Annotated in this window: 14 protein-coding genes; 2 read left to right on the forward strand and 12 right to left on the reverse strand. The window is 56.8% G+C overall.

Annotated features, from left to right (window positions below; genetic code table 11):
- Window positions 1-301 precede the first annotated feature (301 nt).
- The 8 genes from GS605_RS18995 to GS605_RS21120 all read right to left on the reverse strand — a co-directional run bounded on the left by GS605_RS18995 (window position 302) and on the right by GS605_RS21120 (window position 7,806).
- Window positions 302-580 (reverse strand): DUF2933 domain-containing protein, encoded by a 279-nt coding sequence (locus GS605_RS18995; RefSeq protein WP_170417934.1) that lies wholly within the window; start codon window positions 578-580, stop codon window positions 302-304.
- On the reverse strand, window positions 577-1,911 hold the full coding sequence (locus tag GS605_RS19000; protein WP_255612171.1) for an APC family permease: 1,335 nt from the start codon (window positions 1,909-1,911) through the stop codon (window positions 577-579). The genes GS605_RS18995 and GS605_RS19000 overlap by 4 nt, the downstream gene beginning before the upstream one ends.
- Window positions 1,908-4,193 carry a copper-translocating P-type ATPase gene (locus GS605_RS19005; RefSeq protein WP_170418025.1) on the reverse strand — a complete coding sequence of 762 codons (2,286 nt, stop codon included), beginning with the start codon at window positions 4,191-4,193 and terminating at the stop codon, window positions 1,908-1,910. The genes GS605_RS19000 and GS605_RS19005 overlap by 4 nt, the downstream gene beginning before the upstream one ends.
- Window positions 4,194-4,325: 132 nt before the next feature.
- The gene (locus GS605_RS19010) at window positions 4,326-5,375 is read right to left on the reverse strand and encodes a YncE family protein (protein WP_170417931.1); all 1,050 of its coding nucleotides are present in this window, start codon (window positions 5,373-5,375) and stop codon (window positions 4,326-4,328) included.
- A gap of 132 nt (window positions 5,376-5,507) precedes the next feature.
- A complete protein-coding gene (locus GS605_RS19015) occupies window positions 5,508-5,867 on the reverse strand; it encodes a hypothetical protein (RefSeq protein ID WP_152460765.1) in 360 nt (119 codons plus the stop codon).
- Window positions 5,868-5,951: 84 nt separating this feature from the next.
- On the reverse strand, window positions 5,952-6,320 hold the full coding sequence (locus tag GS605_RS19020) for a hypothetical protein (RefSeq protein ID WP_157054266.1): 369 nt from the start codon (window positions 6,318-6,320) through the stop codon (window positions 5,952-5,954).
- On the reverse strand, window positions 6,317-7,039 hold the full coding sequence (locus GS605_RS19025) for a TVP38/TMEM64 family protein (RefSeq protein WP_331252139.1): 723 nt from the start codon (window positions 7,037-7,039) through the stop codon (window positions 6,317-6,319). The genes GS605_RS19020 and GS605_RS19025 overlap by 4 nt, the downstream gene beginning before the upstream one ends.
- Before the next feature lie 251 nt (window positions 7,040-7,290).
- Window positions 7,291-7,806, reverse strand: a complete 516-nt coding sequence (locus GS605_RS21120) for a calcium-binding protein (protein WP_170417928.1) — start codon at window positions 7,804-7,806, stop codon at window positions 7,291-7,293.
- 172 nt (window positions 7,807-7,978) lie between these two features.
- Between GS605_RS21120 and GS605_RS19035 the strand changes: the two genes are divergently transcribed.
- Together GS605_RS19035 and GS605_RS19040 are read left to right on the forward strand one after the other, a co-directional pair.
- Window positions 7,979-8,704: a response regulator gene (locus tag GS605_RS19035; RefSeq protein WP_170417925.1), complete on the forward strand. Its 726-nt coding sequence runs from the start codon at window positions 7,979-7,981 to the stop codon at window positions 8,702-8,704.
- A complete protein-coding gene (locus GS605_RS19040; protein ID WP_050605707.1) occupies window positions 8,701-10,098 on the forward strand; it encodes an ATP-binding protein in 1,398 nt (465 codons plus the stop codon). The genes GS605_RS19035 and GS605_RS19040 overlap by 4 nt, the downstream gene beginning before the upstream one ends.
- 73 nt (window positions 10,099-10,171) lie before the next feature.
- Here GS605_RS19040 and GS605_RS19045 read toward each other — a convergent pair whose 3' ends face one another.
- From GS605_RS19045 to GS605_RS19060, 4 genes are all read right to left on the reverse strand, one after another.
- Window positions 10,172-10,792 (reverse strand): trans-aconitate 2-methyltransferase, encoded by a 621-nt coding sequence (locus tag GS605_RS19045; protein WP_170417923.1) that lies wholly within the window; start codon window positions 10,790-10,792, stop codon window positions 10,172-10,174.
- A 565-nt stretch (window positions 10,793-11,357) separates the two neighbouring features.
- On the reverse strand, window positions 11,358-11,699 hold the full coding sequence (locus GS605_RS19050) for a copper-binding protein (protein WP_170417920.1): 342 nt from the start codon (window positions 11,697-11,699) through the stop codon (window positions 11,358-11,360).
- A 29-nt stretch (window positions 11,700-11,728) separates the two neighbouring features.
- Window positions 11,729-14,908 carry an efflux RND transporter permease subunit gene (locus GS605_RS19055; protein WP_170417917.1) on the reverse strand — a complete coding sequence of 1,060 codons (3,180 nt, stop codon included), beginning with the start codon at window positions 14,906-14,908 and terminating at the stop codon, window positions 11,729-11,731.
- Window positions 14,905-17,100, reverse strand: coding sequence for an efflux RND transporter periplasmic adaptor subunit (locus GS605_RS19060; protein WP_170417912.1), 2,196 nt, complete (start codon window positions 17,098-17,100; stop codon window positions 14,905-14,907). The genes GS605_RS19055 and GS605_RS19060 overlap by 4 nt, the downstream gene beginning before the upstream one ends.
- Between the last annotated feature and the right edge of the window lie 166 nt (window positions 17,101-17,266).

Consider the following 17,266-nt stretch of genomic DNA (forward strand, 5'->3'; position numbering starts at 1 on the left):
GGGTTCATCGAATTATAGGACTCGGACGAGGTGGATCAGTCGCCTTGGTCCTCTTCTTCACCGCGATGCCCCATTCCCTATTCATCAGAGTGATCTTCGTCGGTGTCACCGTGCAATGCCTTTACAGTTAGTGCACCGGCCGTCAGGTGCAGTTCAGTTGCTGCTCTCCGAATTGGATTTGCTAACATGGCAATTTCCCTTCCTTATTGTGTTACAAATTTGTTCTGATCAGTTGGCCGTTGCTGCTCCTTGTTGCGCAGTGTTCTTGCCGCAAAGCCGCCAGCCATACAGGGCGCCGTTCTCAGTGTTTGCCGTGGCCGCGATGCATTAAGAAATGCATGCCCACGCAGACCAGCAAGAACAGCAACGGAGAACTGAGCAAAGGATAGAGTGTCTCGCGGTATTCCCAGCCCAGAACAGCGGCGCCCAACGCGATCGCAATGACAACCGGGAGCCAATTACGCTTGGCACCGTTGGCCGTCTGATCTTCGGTTTTGGGCGCTTCGGCCGTTACGTCAGAGCTGACCCTTTCGGTCGTCTCCTGTGTGGCGCGGGTTTCGTCGAAATTTGATTGGGTCATAGCTGATTTGTCTCCTTTTCGATGATCCATTGTTTGAGAAAGATGCGCTCATAGACGAAGACCAAGCCGATGCCAGCAACGGCATATACTACGATCATCGGGTCGGAGCGCAGCTTGAGTATTGTGAACGCGGTCAGGACTACGCAGTCCAGCGCCAGGGCGGTCAGCAAGACCCATCCACGGGCTTTGATCTGACCGCGCAAGCGTCGCCAGACACCCCAATGCACCGCCATGTCCATCACCAGGTAAAAGAACGCCCCCAACGAGGCGATGCGAGACAGGTCGAACAACACCGCAAGCAGGCCCGCAATCACGACCGTGTAGATCAGCGTGTGAGACTGGATGCTGCCCGTCATGCCGAAATGGCTGTGCGGGATCATCTTCATGTCGGTCAGCATCGCCAGCATCCGGGACACAGCGAAAACGCTGGCGATCAGCCCCGAGGCCGTCGCCACCATCGCCAGCGCCACGGTCAGGTAGAACCCGCCCTGCCCCAGCACCGGCCTGGCAGCCTCGGCCAGGGCATAGTCCTGCGCCGCGCGGATTTGCTCGGGCGGCAGGCTGACACCGACGGCAAGGGCGACCAGCAGGTAGACCACCGCGCAGATCGCGATCGAGATCATGATGGTGCGCCCGACATTGCGGTGCGGGTCGACGATCTCGGCCCCGCTGTTGGTGATGGTGGTAAAGCCCTTGAAGGCGAGGATCGACAGGGCTACCGAGGCGACGAACCCCAGCGGCGCGGCCGGTTCCGAGCCCTGAACCTGCCAGGTTCCGCCCGCAGCCCAAAGTGCGGCGATGCCGAATATTGCGATCCCGCCTATCTTGAGCGCCGACATGATGATCGACCACAACCCCACCGACCGGTTGCCCGACCGGTTCACCGCATAGGCAAAGACGATCAGCGCAACAGCGACCAAAGACACCAGCGGTCCGCTCTCGATGTTGAACGGGCGGAGCGCATAGGTCGCGAAAGTACGCGCGACGAGGCTTTCGTTGATCACCATCGACAGTGCCATCAGCAGCGAGGCCGCCGCCGCAACCGCCCCGGGCCCATATGCCTTGGTCAGGATCATGGCGATGCCGCCTGATGAGGGCCAGGCGTTGGACATGGCGATATAGGTATAGGCGCTGAAAACCGTCACCACGGCCCCGACCACGAAGGACAGCGGAAACCATGGCCCCGCCAGCCCGGCGATCTGTCCGGTAAGTGCAAAGATCCCAGCGCCAATCATCACGCCGGTCCCCATGGCGACGGCTCCGGTCAGCGAGATTGATCCGGGCTTCAGCGCGCCACTGGCGCCGTGGGTACTATGCTCGTGCGTGCTCAAATCTTCGCCCCCCGCAATCGCAGCGCATTCAACACCACTGAAATCGATGAAGCACTCATAGCGAAGGCCGCAAACATCGGGCTGATCAGGATGCCGAAAAGCGGGAACAGAAGACCCGCCGCCACCGGAACGCCCGAGGCGTTGTAGATCAGGGCAAAGAATAGGTTTTGCCGGATATTGCGCATGGTAGCGCGGGCCAGCCTACGGGCGCGCACGATGCCATCAAGGCTTCCGTTGACCAGCGTGAAGCCTGCACTTTCGATCGCCACGTCGGCACCGGTCCCCATGGCGATGCCCACATCGGACTGCGCTAACGCGGGTGCGTCGTTCACTCCGTCACCCGCCATGGCGACCTTTGCGCCTTTCTCCTGCAGTTCGCGAATTATGCGGGCCTTGTCCTCGGGCAGTACGTCGGCTCGAATCTCATCGATACCCAGACGTTCGGCCACCGCCTTTGCAGTGCGTTCGTTGTCGCCAGTCGCCATGATGATCCGGAAACCCAGTTCGTGCAGCGCCTTGAGTGCGGCTGGTGTTGTTTCCTTGACCGGGTCGGCGACGCAGACCAACCCCGCCACTGAACCATCAAGCATCACGAACATCACCGTTTCGCCGTCATCCCGACGCGCATTGGCCTTGGCCGTCAGTTCGGCCGCCTCGAGTCCGAGATCGGTGACCAGTTTCAGATTGCCGAGCGCGACGGGGCGGCCATCCACCGTGCCTTTCACGCCTTTACCAGTCACCGCCTCGAAGTCACTGGCGTCGGACAGGGCTACGCCACGTTCCTCGGCTCCTGTGACGATTGCCTCAGCTAACGGGTGCTCCGAGCCCTTCTCCAGCGTTGCGGCCAGCCGCAGCACCTCGACCTCGTCATGGCCAGGTTCGGGTAATACAGCCACAAGCTTTGGCTTGCCCATGGTCAGCGTGCCAGTTTTGTCGACGATCAAAGTATCGATCTTCTCGAACCGCTCCAGCGCTTCGGCATTTTTGATCAGCACTCCGGCCTGCGCCCCGCGCCCCGTGGCCGTCATGATCGACATCGGAGTGGCCAGGCCAAGCGCGCACGGGCAAGCTATGATCAGTACCGACACCGCTGCGATCAAGGCGTAGGAGAGCGCCGGAGCCGGTCCCCAAATTGCCCATGCAATAAAGGCCAGCGCAGCTATACTTATGACCGCCGGTACAAACCAGCCCGCCACTTTGTCAGCGTATTTCTGAATTGGTGCGCGCGAGCGTTGCGCGTTGGCCACCATTTCGACAATCTGGGACAGCATTGTGTCAGAGCCCACTCGGGTTGCTTCGATCACAAGGCTACCGGTGCCGTTGATTGTGGCCCCTGTGACCGGCTCGCCTTGTACCTTTTCGACCGGAACCGGTTCGCCAGAGATCATGCTTTCGTCAACAGATGAGCGCCCTTCGAGTACAATGCCGTCTACTGGCACCTTGTCGCCGGGGCGTACGCGAAGGCGGTCACCTACCTGTACTTCTTCAAGCGGAATTTCCTCTTCACTGCTGTCAGGGCGGATAATGCGGGCGGTCTTTGCGGCCATGTCCAGCAAAGCGCGGATTGCCTTTCCTGTGCCTTCGCGTGCCCGCAGTTCCATCACCTGCCCGAGCAGAACAAGTGTAACGATAACTGCGGCCGCTTCGAAATAGACCCCAACATGGCCTTCTGAATCTCGAAAACCGTCCGGAAATATGTGGGGCATCAATACGGCGACAACGCTGAACAGCCACGCGGCCGAAACCCCCATGGCAATCAACGAGAACATGTTCAGGTTCATGGTGCGAAACGAATTCCACCCTCGTTCCAGAAATGGCCAACCGCACCAAAGAACAACCGGAGTGCCAAGTATCAGTTCAATCCATAGGGTTGTTCGCTCACCAAAAATCTCTCGCACACCAGACAGCCCAACGTAGGGGCCCATCGTGAAAACCAAAAGTGGAAGCGTCAGAATCGCACCTACCCATAGGCGCCGGGTGAAATCCACCAGTTCCGGGTTCGGCCCCTCGTCCACCATCGCCGCGCTTTCCAGCTCCAACCCCATGCCGCAGAGTGGACAGGACCCGGGATGGGTTTGCCGCACCTGCGGATGCATCGGGCAGGTATATACGGGTCCGTCATAGCCTGTCGGAACGATGTCATATTCACCGTTCTCGTCCGTCGCGCCATGATGCGCGGAATGGTGGTGATGCGCATGCGCATCCACCTCGCCCTCGGGCACAAGGTGCATCCCGCATTTGGGACAGTCGCCGGGCCCAGATTGACGCACGTCAGAATGCATGGGGCAGACGTAAGCGACCTCGGTCGGGCCGTTCGCGTGGATTCTGATGTCGTGGTCTTCTGTCATGTTCTGCTCCCTGGTTTAAGCTTTGGTCGTAGAGCCGTTTAATTACGCAATGCCGGGCACAGTCCTTCAGGGCAGAACAACCATCTGGTGGCCCTCACCCAGTATCGGCATTTCGGTAATAGCCGTCAGGCTGACTTGATCGACGATCCAGACCTTCGGTTCGGTTCGGCTTGATACCATCACTTTGCCTGAGTTCGGTATGGTCGTCAGGTGATAAGGTGCCGGTGACAGGTTGGTCGAGCGCTGTTTGCCCGTAGCAAGATCAATCGACAACAACCGGTCGGTGCCTTTGGCGGCCACGAACAGTACGCCCTCGCGGTCGGACAGGCCGATCCCGTGCAACTCGCCTCCAATGTCATAGGTTTCGGTGACAGAACCGCTGGCAAGATCTACGCGGAAGGCCTTGCCACCATCACTGTCGGCTACGAAGGCGGCGCTGCCGGTGGCGTTAAGTACAAGATGCTCAGGGCCTTCGCCGACGGGCATGTTGCGTACGACGAAGCCTTTGACGACATCCACTTCGCTAAGTGTACCATTGCCGGTATTGGTGACATAGACCCTGTCGCCGTCAGGCGCGAATACCGCATAGTTGGGCATTGGCCCGGTTGCTACGAAACCAAGGAAGCTGAGCTTATCGAGATCGACGATCGAAATACCGTCACCGCCCGGATGGGTCGCCACCGCGAACCGCCCGTCGGGCGACACCGCAGTGTGATGCACCGCACCTGGAACCTCGATCTGGCGGACGACCTCGCGTGTTTCCGCATCAAGGATCGTCAGCAGGCTCCGCCCCTTGTCTTTGGGCAACGCAGTGACATCGCGCTTGGCGTGGTGCGCAGCGTGTTCATCCTTGGACATACCTTCGGGTTTTGGTGGCGTTGTGGCCTCGGTTTCTGCGTAGCTGCCCGCGACCAGGTACTTAAAGCCGGGCGCGCCGGCCAGCCCATGGACCGCCACGAGCCTCGGCAGCCGCTCGACGGTCTTGCCGGTTTCGGAGTCGATCACCAGAACCGAGTCCGCGCTGCCTTCGGGAATGAACACGGTTGCCGCCAGCGTGAGCGAAGGCGCAGTCAAAGCTGCGACGGACAGGCCTGCGGCCAGATTGAACAGGGTCATTTAGGTTTCCTTTCGTCAACTGAAACGCGCGCATTGGCGGGCACGTGCAGAAAAATCCGGTAGATGACGGCCATCAGGAAGGGCGTCAAAAGCAGGGTCAGAGCGATGGCCTTCATGGCTTTGTCCTTTCAATCAGTTGAGTTTTGTGCGAGCCGCAAAGACATTGAACAGTCCGCCGAACAGCAACGCGGCGTACCAGCCGTAGAGAAACGCCCATAACAGTCCCAACAGGAATGAGGGCAGGCTGAGCCAAGTCATTCCGGGCATCAGGCCGATCCAAGCCCGGTACATGGCAAAACTTGGAAAGATCAGGTCAAAGGCCACGCACAGCAGGTAGGTTGCGGCCAGAAACAGGCTGAGCGCCCAGCCAAGGGTTGTCACCGGAACACCGGGATGATGTTCTTGTGTCCCCATCACACAGGGGCCACAGGTCAGGCGCAACAGTGCGAATAGCACCACGCCCGTGACGAAAAAGTACAGAATGGTAAGCATGGTAAGTGTCCTGAACTGAGTTGGGCCGCAATCAACGGCTTGGGCAAGACCCCGGAGCGATTCCGGAGCCATTGCCGGTCACGTTCAGGACAGGTTTGGCGGATGTGGTAGTGGTGCGACCGGCAGGCTTGCGCGTGGCCGGAACCGTTCTGGCGCCACGGGCGTAGCAATACGCATCGAGAGCAATTCAGGTGCCGCCATAACTGCCATCGCATAGCAGCCCGGGTGCACTGAGCAGTCTAATTCTTCTGATGGATGAGACGCGGGATACCCACCGCTGTCATCGATCACAAGCTCGGCCTGGGTGGCGGCCTTCGCGATGTCATGCCCGGCATGGGACGGCACAACAGAGATCAGCATCGAAACCACCAACGCACAGATCAACAGGACCTGCAGCCGGCCCATGGCTCGGGCCGTCCGTGTCGCAGTTGATATCCATTGTGCGCGGATCACTTAGGGTTTCCTCCATTCTCCAACAGTTTAGGGCCGCTTGGACCGGTCGCATTGATCTGGCTCAATTCGTGGTCTGAAGAGCCAACAGGCATCTTGCGTTTCCAAGCCAACCAGATAAGTGGCGCCCCCGTCAACAGCCCAAGCCCGATAACCGCAAGGCTGGTGCCGCCTGTCGCGGTTTCGGTAATCTGGCTGCCCAGATGGGCCAGAACGAAACTGGCCGGCAGGAGTCCAGCCAAGGTGGCCAGTGCGAACCGCCAAAATTGAAGTCGGGTCAGACCGGCGGCATAGCTGACCATGTCGAAAGAAACGAAAGGCATCAGGCGGCTGGTGAACACGGTCAACATCAGGGCATTCTGCGATCCAAGCAACCCCAAGTCCAGCTTGTCGCCGAACCACTGGCGCAGCGCGTCGCGCCCCAACCAACGGGCTATCAGGAACGCCAGCAGCGCCCCCAACTCCGCTCCGATAGCAACCAATGCGGTTCCCAGCCCATGCCCATATGCCACCCCGGCAGCGACAGCGATCGGAGCGCTGGGGATTGGGCTGGCAACCACTGCGGCTGTCATGAAGCCGATGATGACAACGGGTCCGAACGGGCCGGCCCAATCCACCCACGCAGTAATGACTTCGCGCGATAGTCCTGCGTCCAACGCGCCAGACAGCCACAACCAGATGGTGGCGATCAGCAACGCGATCAAAACCGCGATGAAAACCAAACGGCTATTGCTGTGCAGGCCCTCCAGCTTTCGTTCCTCCTATGACATAGCCCTCCACCCCTAAACGGGAGTGACGGATTCCGAGGTCACTTAGCGATGTATTTGATCAGCGCTACGATCGCCAGAACGATCAACACTGCGATCAGCAACATCCAGATCATTCCAAACCCCATTCCAGCGCCATAGCCCATCATCGCTTTGTTCCTCAGTGGTTTGTGCCGAGTGCGATGACCCGGCTACACGGTTGCGTTTCAGTTGTTGGTTTCAGAAGCCTTTGTCACAGGTTTCGAGGCCTTCATGCCGTGTTTCGGCGACATCGTCTTTGCGCCTTTCTCGATTTCCCCTGTGGTCACAACGCCATCGCCATTGGCATCAAGATGCTGAAATCGGTCCACCATGGTTTCGCGGATCATCCCGGAATGCAGCGCTTCGAACTCATCAATCGACAGGTTGCCATCTCCATTGACGTCATGCGCCTGCATCCGGGCCTTCAGACCTTCGGCGATCTCAGATTCGCTCGGGCGACCGTCCTCGTCCATGTCCAGAACCGCCAGCCAGTTGCCGCCCATCATCTGGCCATGCATTTTCACCATCATTTGCATCATGCCTGCGTGATCGCCCATCATGCCGCCGGGCGCACCCTGCATCATGCCGCCCTCATGGCCCTGCATCTGCGCGCTGCTGCCATGCTGACCGGCGGCAAGCGCGGGCAGCGCCATCAAAGTCGCGGCAATGGCTCCAGCGGCCAGCGTGAAGGTACGTTTCATGACTTTCACCTCTCGGGTTTTTGTTTCTACACAAAGCATATGGCCGCCCTCGGTCGCGCCACCACCCCCCTGCTCAACCCGGTTTGTATCGTTGTGTCGCAGCCCGCCCAACTGATACAAAGGGATACAAAAAAGCCGGGATTTGTACCGCGCCGGGGCTTATGATTGCGCCATGACTGAAGCACCACATATCTTGATTGTCGACGACCACCGCGAAATCCGTGATGCTGTCAGCCGCTATCTGGAAAAGAATGGGTTGCGCGCCAGTACCGCGCGCGACGCAACCGAGATGGACGCACGACTGGCGGCCGGTCGGATTGATCTTATCGTACTCGACATCATGATGCCGGGCGAAAACGGATTGTCGGTCTGTCGCCGCCTGTCCGCGGCCGGTGGCCCGCCGATCCTGATGCTGACAGCCCTCAGCGATGACACCGACCGTATCGTGGGTTTAGAGATCGGCGCCGATGACTACCTGCCCAAACCATTCAACCCACGTGAATTGCTGGCCCGGATCAAGGCGATCCTGCGGCGTTCCGAAACCACCGTCCCCCCGGCTGGCGATCTGAGCGGCAAACGGATCGCCTTTGGAAGCTGGGTTCTGGATGCCGACAGTCGCACCTTGATATCCGCCGAAGGGGCCGAAGAAAGTCTGACCACCGCCGATGTCCGGCTGCTGGCCGTATTCCTGCAGCGGCCCCGCAAACTCCTGTCGCGAGACGAACTGCTGGATTTGACCGCCGGCCGCAGCCCGCACTTGTTCGACCGTACGATCGACAACCAGGTCAGCCGCTTGCGTCGCAAGATCGAAGCTGACCCAACGCGGCCGAAGCTCATCACCACGATAAGAGGTGGCGGTTATTGCCTGTCGACCGACGTGAGCGAGCTTACGGGATGAAAGCCTTTGCCCAAAGTCTGCGCGGTCAGCTTATCCTTTTGATCATCGCCGCGCTGGCTGCCGCGCAACTGGTCAGCCTGTGGCTGTTCGTCGACGAACGCTCAATGGCAGTGCACATGGCCCTTGGCCTGGAAACCGCCGGACGCGCCGCAAACATCGCGCGGCTGATTGAAGAAGCTCCACCCGAGATGCACGACGCGATCCTGCGGGCGGCAAGTTCTCCACTGGTGCGTTTCAGCCTTACAGATACGCCCGCAGTCGATCACACCGGACATAGCGCTGGTGGGACGGTCGAAAACACAATCCGCAGAATTCTGCCAGGCTATGAAAACCGTCCCATCCGGGTAGAGTTGCATGAGTTCTCTCCCGATATGCTGCCGGTTGAAGGTGTTCCGTCTACAATGGCTGAAATGCACATGGCAATGATGCGTGATCACGTTTCCGCAATTGAAATGCAGCTGTCGATCGCTCTGACGACCGATCAATGGCTCAACGTGGATACCCGGTTCCATAACCCTCCTCTGCAATGGCCTTTGCAGTCCTTCGTCAGCTTCGGTTTCACTGCAACTTTAATTCTTGGAGCAGCCATTTGGTTTCTACTGACACGGCTGACCGGCCCGTTGCGCCGCCTGTCACTGGCTGCAGACCAGTTTGGTCGCGGTGAAGACGTCCAGGAACTGACGGTTTCTGGTCCGACCGAGGTGCGAGATTTGACGCAGGCGTTCAACCATATGCGTGATAGGCTGACTCGCTATGTTGCCGATCGGACCAGACTATTGGGGGCGCTGGGTCACGATTTGCGGTCGCCACTGACGGGATTGCGGGTTCGCGCCGAACTGGTGGAGGAAGAGGAGACCCGTGACCATCTGATCGAGACCATCGAGGAAATGCAGGAGATGGTGGACTCCACCCTGTCATTTGCCAAGGGCGTGGCCACGCGCGAACCTTCCAGTACCGTCCCAATTGGTGAATTCGTAACCAAAACGACCGAAGACATTGTGCAAGCCGGTGACACGGTTGAAGTATCGGTCGCAGACAATCCGGCCGTCACGCTTCGGCCGATGCTGATGAAGCGAGCTCTGCGCAATATCATTGAAAACGCCTGCCGGTATGGTGCCCGGGCCAACGTCTCAGTCATGCAAGAGGGGAATGAGGCAAAAATATTGATCCAGGATCAGGGGCCCGGCATCCCCGAGCATATGCTCGATGCGGTATTCGACCCATTCGTGCGGCTTGAAACATCCCGCTCGCGAGAGACTGGCGGAACCGGCTTGGGGCTGTCGATCGCACGTACGATCATCCAGTCGCACGGTGGCACGATAGAATTGCTAAACGGGGAAACTGGCGGTTTGTGCGCTAAGGTGGTTCTGCCAGTTTTTGAGGGCCAAACGTAACTTGTGAACACAATCGGCATGCCCCGAAAGCTTATTGGAAGCGTACCGCTTTGGGCCAGTTTCAGGTGTGGGCTCAAACGCAGCGGCGGAGAACACTGAACTGGAAAGACTGACTTTCCCCCCAAGAGGTTTGGTGCAGGTGATGGCGATGCGCGACGAGTTCAAAGTGTTCCTCAAAAAGCACGGCGATATCGCTCGGACTATAGCGGGCGACAGGGAGACCACTGCAAGTCTCCGGCCCATCAAGTGCAAACGTAGCAATGATCACATGGCCGCCAATTTTTACCCCTTTCTTCACGCTTTCCAGATAGGCCGCGCGTTGCGATGTATCCACGAGAAAGTGAAAAACCGCCCTATCATGCCAGACGTCATATCTGCGATCGGGGACCCAAGAAGTTATATCTGCAGAAATCCAAGTGACTGTTTCAGCGGCGCGCCCCAACCTTTCCCGGGCCGTGTCCAACGCGACCTGCGATAGATCGAGAACTGTCACGTCATGGAGCCCCTTCGCAAGCAACGCTCCAGCAAGACGAGATGTACCTCCACCAATGTCGATGACGGATGAAGGCTTAGACACTCTGATCAACTCGATGAGTTCAAGCGATATCTCTGGATCATCCTCGTGCCAACTCAATTGGGTGTCAAACTTCTCGCCATAGACATCGTCCCAGTGCTCTCTTGTGTTAGCTGTCATGTCGTATCGTTTTCCCAAGTCGTCGCCCTGGAGATATCCTCATTTTGACCGCTCCGCGCTGCGTTTTCGACTGAAGCAAAAACCAACAAGGCAACGCCCCAGACAATTCGACGCTGGTCCGTTGAATGGCCGCGTGAAGTCATCTCGGCGACAATGTAGTACACACATTCCAATTGTGAAATGTTTTAGGTGGGATTTGCTTGTCGGTCAGATTTCCACTGGGCTGCGCAAGTAGCTCCAGAATTTTGCGCAGTTTAACTGCAGTGGCGCGGGCCGGAGATACCGAAGCGTTGGCAGTTTGTGTACTGCTTGCCTGGATTGCTCTGTTCAATCAGTATAGCCGGAAGATTTTCTGAGCTTTGGAGCTTCAATCAGTCAACGAATTGCTTAAAGCGCCTTTAACCGACAATGGACTGATAACTTATGAGCAGAGCCACAGATCGTTGAAATACGATTTGGTTCTTGAGTGGCTCCTACTCCATTTCTCTTAGTTCATAGAATTTCCTACAGTCGTTGAAACGGCGAACAATCACATCATTGGTGAATAGCTGCCGCATCAACAGACTCAGTTTTTCATGATCGCGCCGATCGCATACATACCATCATCGCTTTTGACCAACATCAGTGTGACTTCGTCACCTGCGCTGATCTCACCCATCATCTGGGCATTCTCAAGAAGCTGCAAATCCATCGTCATCGCGGGCCACCCGATCTCGGGGATCGGATCATGGCTGACGTTAGCGGTTTCGTCGCCAATTGAGTTCACCAAAGCCTTTGCGTGGACCGCACCTTCCATCTGTTCGGAAGACATGGGCATGTTGGAATGGTCCATGCCGTGGTTCGTTTGCGCGATGCCGGATGTTGTAGACACGGCCAATAGGGCCAAAATTGCAGTCAAAGTTTTCATCAGATGCTCCTGTTTCAAGGTTGTGGGTATTATTCTGCCGGAAGCGCAGGGGGCACTTCCTGGATCGTGTGGGAGATCTCTCGGTTCACGCGATTGAGCGCGAGCCGTTTCCAAATCACGAATATTGCGGGAATGACAAAAAGCGTAAGAAGGGTCGCTGTCACCATGCCCCCAATCATCGGCGCAGCGATCCGCTGCATGATTTCAGAGCCTGTACCGGTGCCGTACATGATGGGTATCAGTGCTGCAAAGATCGTGGCTACAGTCATTACCTTCGGCCGAACCCGAAGAACGGCTCCTTCGAACACCGCGTCTTCGATATCGTCACGTGTCAGCTTTCGCTGTTCCGATTGCGCCAGCCCTCGACGTTTCTCCCAAGCAAGATTGAGGTACAACAACATGACAATCGCTGTTTCCACGGCAACTCCCGCCAGCGCGATGAAGCCCACGAGCACAGCAATTGAGATATCGAAGTTAAGATACCATAAGAACCAAACCCCACCTGCCAATGCGACCGGGAGCGCCGCAAGAATTATCCCGACCTCAATCACCCGATTGAACGCCAAGAAAAGCATGAGCGTGATAATTAGCAGGGTTGCAGGAGCAACGATCGTCAACCTGTCCTGCATTCTCTCTATGTACTCATACTGCCCTGACCAAGTCAGCGAGTAACCTGGAGGCAGGTCGACCTTTTCTGTAACCACCTCTTGTGCTTCGGCCACATAGCCGCCCAGGTCGCGCCCCGCGATGTCGATGAACACGAACCCAGTTCGTCGAGCGTTCTCTGATCGTATCATTCCCGGCCCGTCAACTATTCGAATATCGGCGAGAGCGGACAGTGGCACATGAGCACCCGACGGCGTGACGACAGGAAGATTTTCGAGCCGTTCCGGGCTGTCTCGCCATGCCTGAGGGTACCGAAGGTTTATAGGAAACCTCTCCAGCCCCTCCACAGATTCCGACACTTGCATACCGCCAATTGCGGTCTGCACTACGTCCTGAACTTCTCGAACACTCATCATGTATCGGGAGGCGGCATCTCGTTTGACGTCGATTTCGATGAAACGCCCGCCAACAGGTCGCTCTGCGTAGGCGGAAGCCGTTCCATCAATATCAGCGACCGCACGCTCTACTTCGATCCCTATATCTGTAATGACCTCCAAGTCGGTGCCGGATATTTTGACACCGACAGGAGTACGGATACCTGTCGCAAGCATATCGATGCGGTTCTTGATAGGTTGGATCCAAACATTTGTAACGCCCGGAACCTGAACGATACGATCGAGCTCATTCCGGATTTTCTCCATTGTCATGCCGGGGCGCCATTCTTCTTCCGGCTTGAGTTGGATTGTGGTCTCCACCATCGTTAGAGGTGCTGGATCGGTTGCAGTCTCCGCACGCCCAACTTTACCGTGAACAGTTTCGACTTCTGGCACGGTCGCGATCAGGCGGTTGGTCTGCTGCAGTACCTCACGGGCTTTTCCCGTCGAGATCCCGGGGTAGAAGCTCGGCATGTAGAGAAAATCACCTTCGTTCAACTCGGGCATGAATTCAGAGCCAATTCTCTGGTACGGGTACCACATGGACGTCACCAGAACGCCGGCCAACAGTGTTGTTGCCCATGGCCAGGCAATTGCCGCGTCCAGAAATGGGCGGTACACGAACACAACCAAGCGATTTAGCGGATTTTTTCGCTCCGGTAGAATACGCCCCCTTACAAAGTAACCCATCAAGACCGGAACCAGCGTTATCGAAAGGATGGCGGCTGCAGCCATGGCGTAGGTTTTGGTATAAGCGAGTGGCGAGAAGAGCCTACCTTCCTGATTTTCCAGAACGAAAACAGGCAAAAAACTAACCGTGATAATCGCCAGAGAATAAAAAAGGGCTGGTCCCACCTCAGAAGCGCACTCTTGCACAATCCGCCATCGGTTCTCTGCTGTGAGCTTTTCTTTTTCCAACCGCCTGTGCATCGCCTCGATCATCACAATCGATGCGTCGACCATCGCACCAATAGCGATGGCTATGCCGCCGAGCGACATGATGTTTGCGTTTACTCCTTGCGCCTTCATCAGAATAAATGCGGCAAAGATTCCCAGAGGGAGCGACAGAAGAATTACGAGGGATGACCGCAGATGAAGTAGAAAAGCCGCGCACACAAGAACAACGACAATGAATTCCTGCGTCAGTTTCTTCTGGAGGTTATCGATAGCACGCTCGATCACACCAGATCGGTCGTAGGTCGTTATGATTTCGACCCCCTCCGGCAGGTTTGAGCGCAACTCTTCGATGCGCGCCTCCACCGCTTTGATCGTTGCCAACGCATTCCCACCCCATCGCAGAATGACTACTCCACCAACCGCGTCTCCTTGCCCGTCGAGTTCTCCGACACCGCGCCGCATTTCCGGCCCCAGACGGATTTCAGCGACGTCTCCAAGCGTCAGAGCGGCGCCACGGTCGTTGACCATCAACGGCGCGCTTGCAAGGTCTGACAATTCGTCAATGTAGCCCGAGGACCTGACCATGAATTCGGCTTCCCCCATCTCAATGACGCTGCCGCCCGTCTCGCGGTTGGCCGCCTGAATAGCCGTCCTCAATTGTGCAAGTGTTATGTCATAGGCACGTAGTTTGTTTGGGTCGACGACGACCTGGTACTGTTTGACCATTCCGCCGATGGTGGCGACTTCTGAGACGCCTTCCACGGCTTGTAATTCGTATTTCAGAAACCAATCCTGCAGAGTCCTGAGCTGAGCCAGATCATGATTTCCGGTTCTGTCAACCAGCGCATACTGATAAATCCACCCGACCCCAGTCGCATCAGGGCCAAGTTGTGGTGACACGCCCTCAGGTAAGCTGCCGGTAATCTGGCCCAAGTATTCGAGCACACGCGACCGAGCCCAGTAGAGGTCCGTCCCGTCCTCAAAGACAACATATACAAAGCTGTCTCCAAAGAACGAGAACCCGCGAACGTCTTTTGCACCGGGTACGGCCAATAGGGCTGTCGCAAGTGGATATGTGATTTGGTTTTCGACAACTTGAGGCGCTTGCCCGGGATATGGCGTGCGAACAATTACCTGGACATCCGACAGATCCGGGATTGCATCAACCGGCGTCTCACGAATGGCCCAAATACCCGCAACTCCTATCATGAATGCGAGGGCCAAGATGACGAACCTGTTGGCGAGCGAAGAACGAATGATGGCCGTGATCACTGCGTAACACTCCCATCAAGCGCGACCTCTAACAGCGTCATCGAAAAGTCGGGATTGCGGCGAAGGATCAAAGAAACATCAATCCCTACAGGCAAGTTAGAAACCTCAATCCCCTCCGCAACCGGGAAATCCATGGTCATGCCCGGCATGCCGATCTCAGTCATCGGACCGTGTGTTACGTTCGCGGTACGCGCGTTCGGGTCGATACTGTTAATCCGGCCAGAAACCTGAAGTGGCGGTGCAATAGGCGTTGCCGCAGCCAACACCATTGTCATGCCATCTGCACGCGCGAAAGTCAGAGTCATTTCAGAACCGACTTCGAGCATGCTTGTGTCCAATGTAGGTTCTAATGGGAAATCCATGGTCATTCCGGGCATGCCAATCTCAGTCATCGGCCCGTGAGTGATGGTTGCCGTTCCCGCCTCAGCATTAACGAGGTTGATCGTGCCGGTGACTACAATCGGTGGAGCAGAAGGCGTGTCGGTTTCTTCGGGTTCAACGGAATCCGTCGGCGGCGAGCCCTCTTCGCGAATTGCCACAATCGAGAACATCCCCCCTTCTCCCTCAGCCAGATCAAACTCAATTGGCATGTCGATTGGCACGGTAGTGAGATCTACTCCTACAACAGGCAAATCCATTGTCATGGCGGCCCAACCGAGCTCGGGGATCGGTCCGTGCTCAAGCGTCAATTTGCCGTCTGAAGTGACGGCGCGCGCGATTCCGGCACCAGTTCCGGCAATACCATCGTCTGGTGCAAGCTCCATCAGGCTCAGAAGCCCATCCGCACCCCGTGCGATCACGAAAGCGACTGCGTCGCCTGCACTCAAGCTGTCGAGCGAAACACCAGACCTCACCGGAAACTGCGAAGTCATTGCGGGCCAATCGAGGCTTTCGAGAACATCGTGACGAACAGTTGCCATACGATTTTGGGCATCGAGTGAAACCAGGGTGCCTGCCCCGCGTGCTGGTTCGGTATCCGTTGGTGCCATTCGGGTGAAACCGGCGCTCAAAGCACTTTCACTGTCGATTAGAAACTGTGCGGATGCGACAACTTCCTCACCAGGTTCAAGCCCTTGCAGAACTTCTGTTCGACCCCCCTCGCCGAAACTGTCTCGAAGACCTGTAGTCACCAGTCTCGGGCGAAAAGTACCATCGCCTGTTTTTAAGATGACGCGTTCCGCCGAACCGGTACGAATTAACGCCTCTGATGGAACAGTGAGAACATTTCGGCTTTCATCCGGTATAAGGCTAACACTGCCAAACATGCCCGGCCGCAGCACGCCGTCGGTGTTATCGAAACTAAGCCTTACGGGAAGAGTTCGGGTTTGCGGATCAAGCTCAGGGTAAACATAGTCGATGTCGCCTTCGAAGGTGCGACCGGGTAGGTGCTCGAACCTTGCTATCGCGCGCATATCTTCCGACAAACGTGCAATATCTCGTTCAAATACATCAACGATCAGCCATACTTCAGAAAGATCGGTTACCGAAAAAGCAAGCGTGCCTGGCTGCAGGTACATGCCATCGGCGGCATTCAGAGCTATGACGACACCGTTTTGAGGTGCCTCAATTTCCACATTTCGAACCAACTCACCGCCCGCCTCAATCTCAGCAACCTGACGAGCGGACATACCGTGGCTGATCAACTTATTGCGCGCCGCGTCCAAAATCCGCGGGTCACCAGCTTCGACTGCGCGTACAAGATCGCCGGTCGCAGCTGCGATCAGTGGTGAAAAGAGTTCAAATAAAACTTGCCCCTTCTCAACGCGATCACCGACCGCTCGAACTTTCAGTTGCTCAATCCAACCTTCAACACGCGTATGAACGTGATTGGTCAGGTGTTCGTCAAAGCCGACGAAACCCACCGTTTCGATGCGAGGTTCGATATCAGTCATGCGTGCAACCGCAGTTCGCACACCAATTGCGTTGATTTCCGCAGCGCTCAGGGTGACTTCTTCAGGGTCGCCGGTAGGTTCCTGCCCAGAATAAACCGGGATCAAGTCCATACCCATCGGCGATTTTCCAGGTCCAGGCTGCCGAAAATTCGGATCCATCGGTGCTACCCAATAAAGGACCTCTGGTTCGTTCGACTGGCCCTGATCAATTGGATTCAGGTACAGTCTTTCAAGAAAGACACCTCCACCCAGGCCAATCGCCAAGGCAAGTACTGATAGTGCCGCATATCTTCCACGCATAATAATCTCCTGACGGTCGCAGTGCATGCTCGAACCGAAACAACATGAAAACCCGCGCTGACGGGCCTGTGGATGTTAGGAGATTTGTGGAGGACGATCGGGCGTCAGAGGCGCTTGAGAGTTGTGGATGTCGGAATCCATGTTACGGTTTTTCTGGCCAAAAGCT

The organism is Ruegeria sp. HKCCD7559 (assembly GCF_013110575.1).
In the GTDB taxonomy this organism is placed as follows: Bacteria; Pseudomonadota; Alphaproteobacteria; order Rhodobacterales; family Rhodobacteraceae; genus Ruegeria.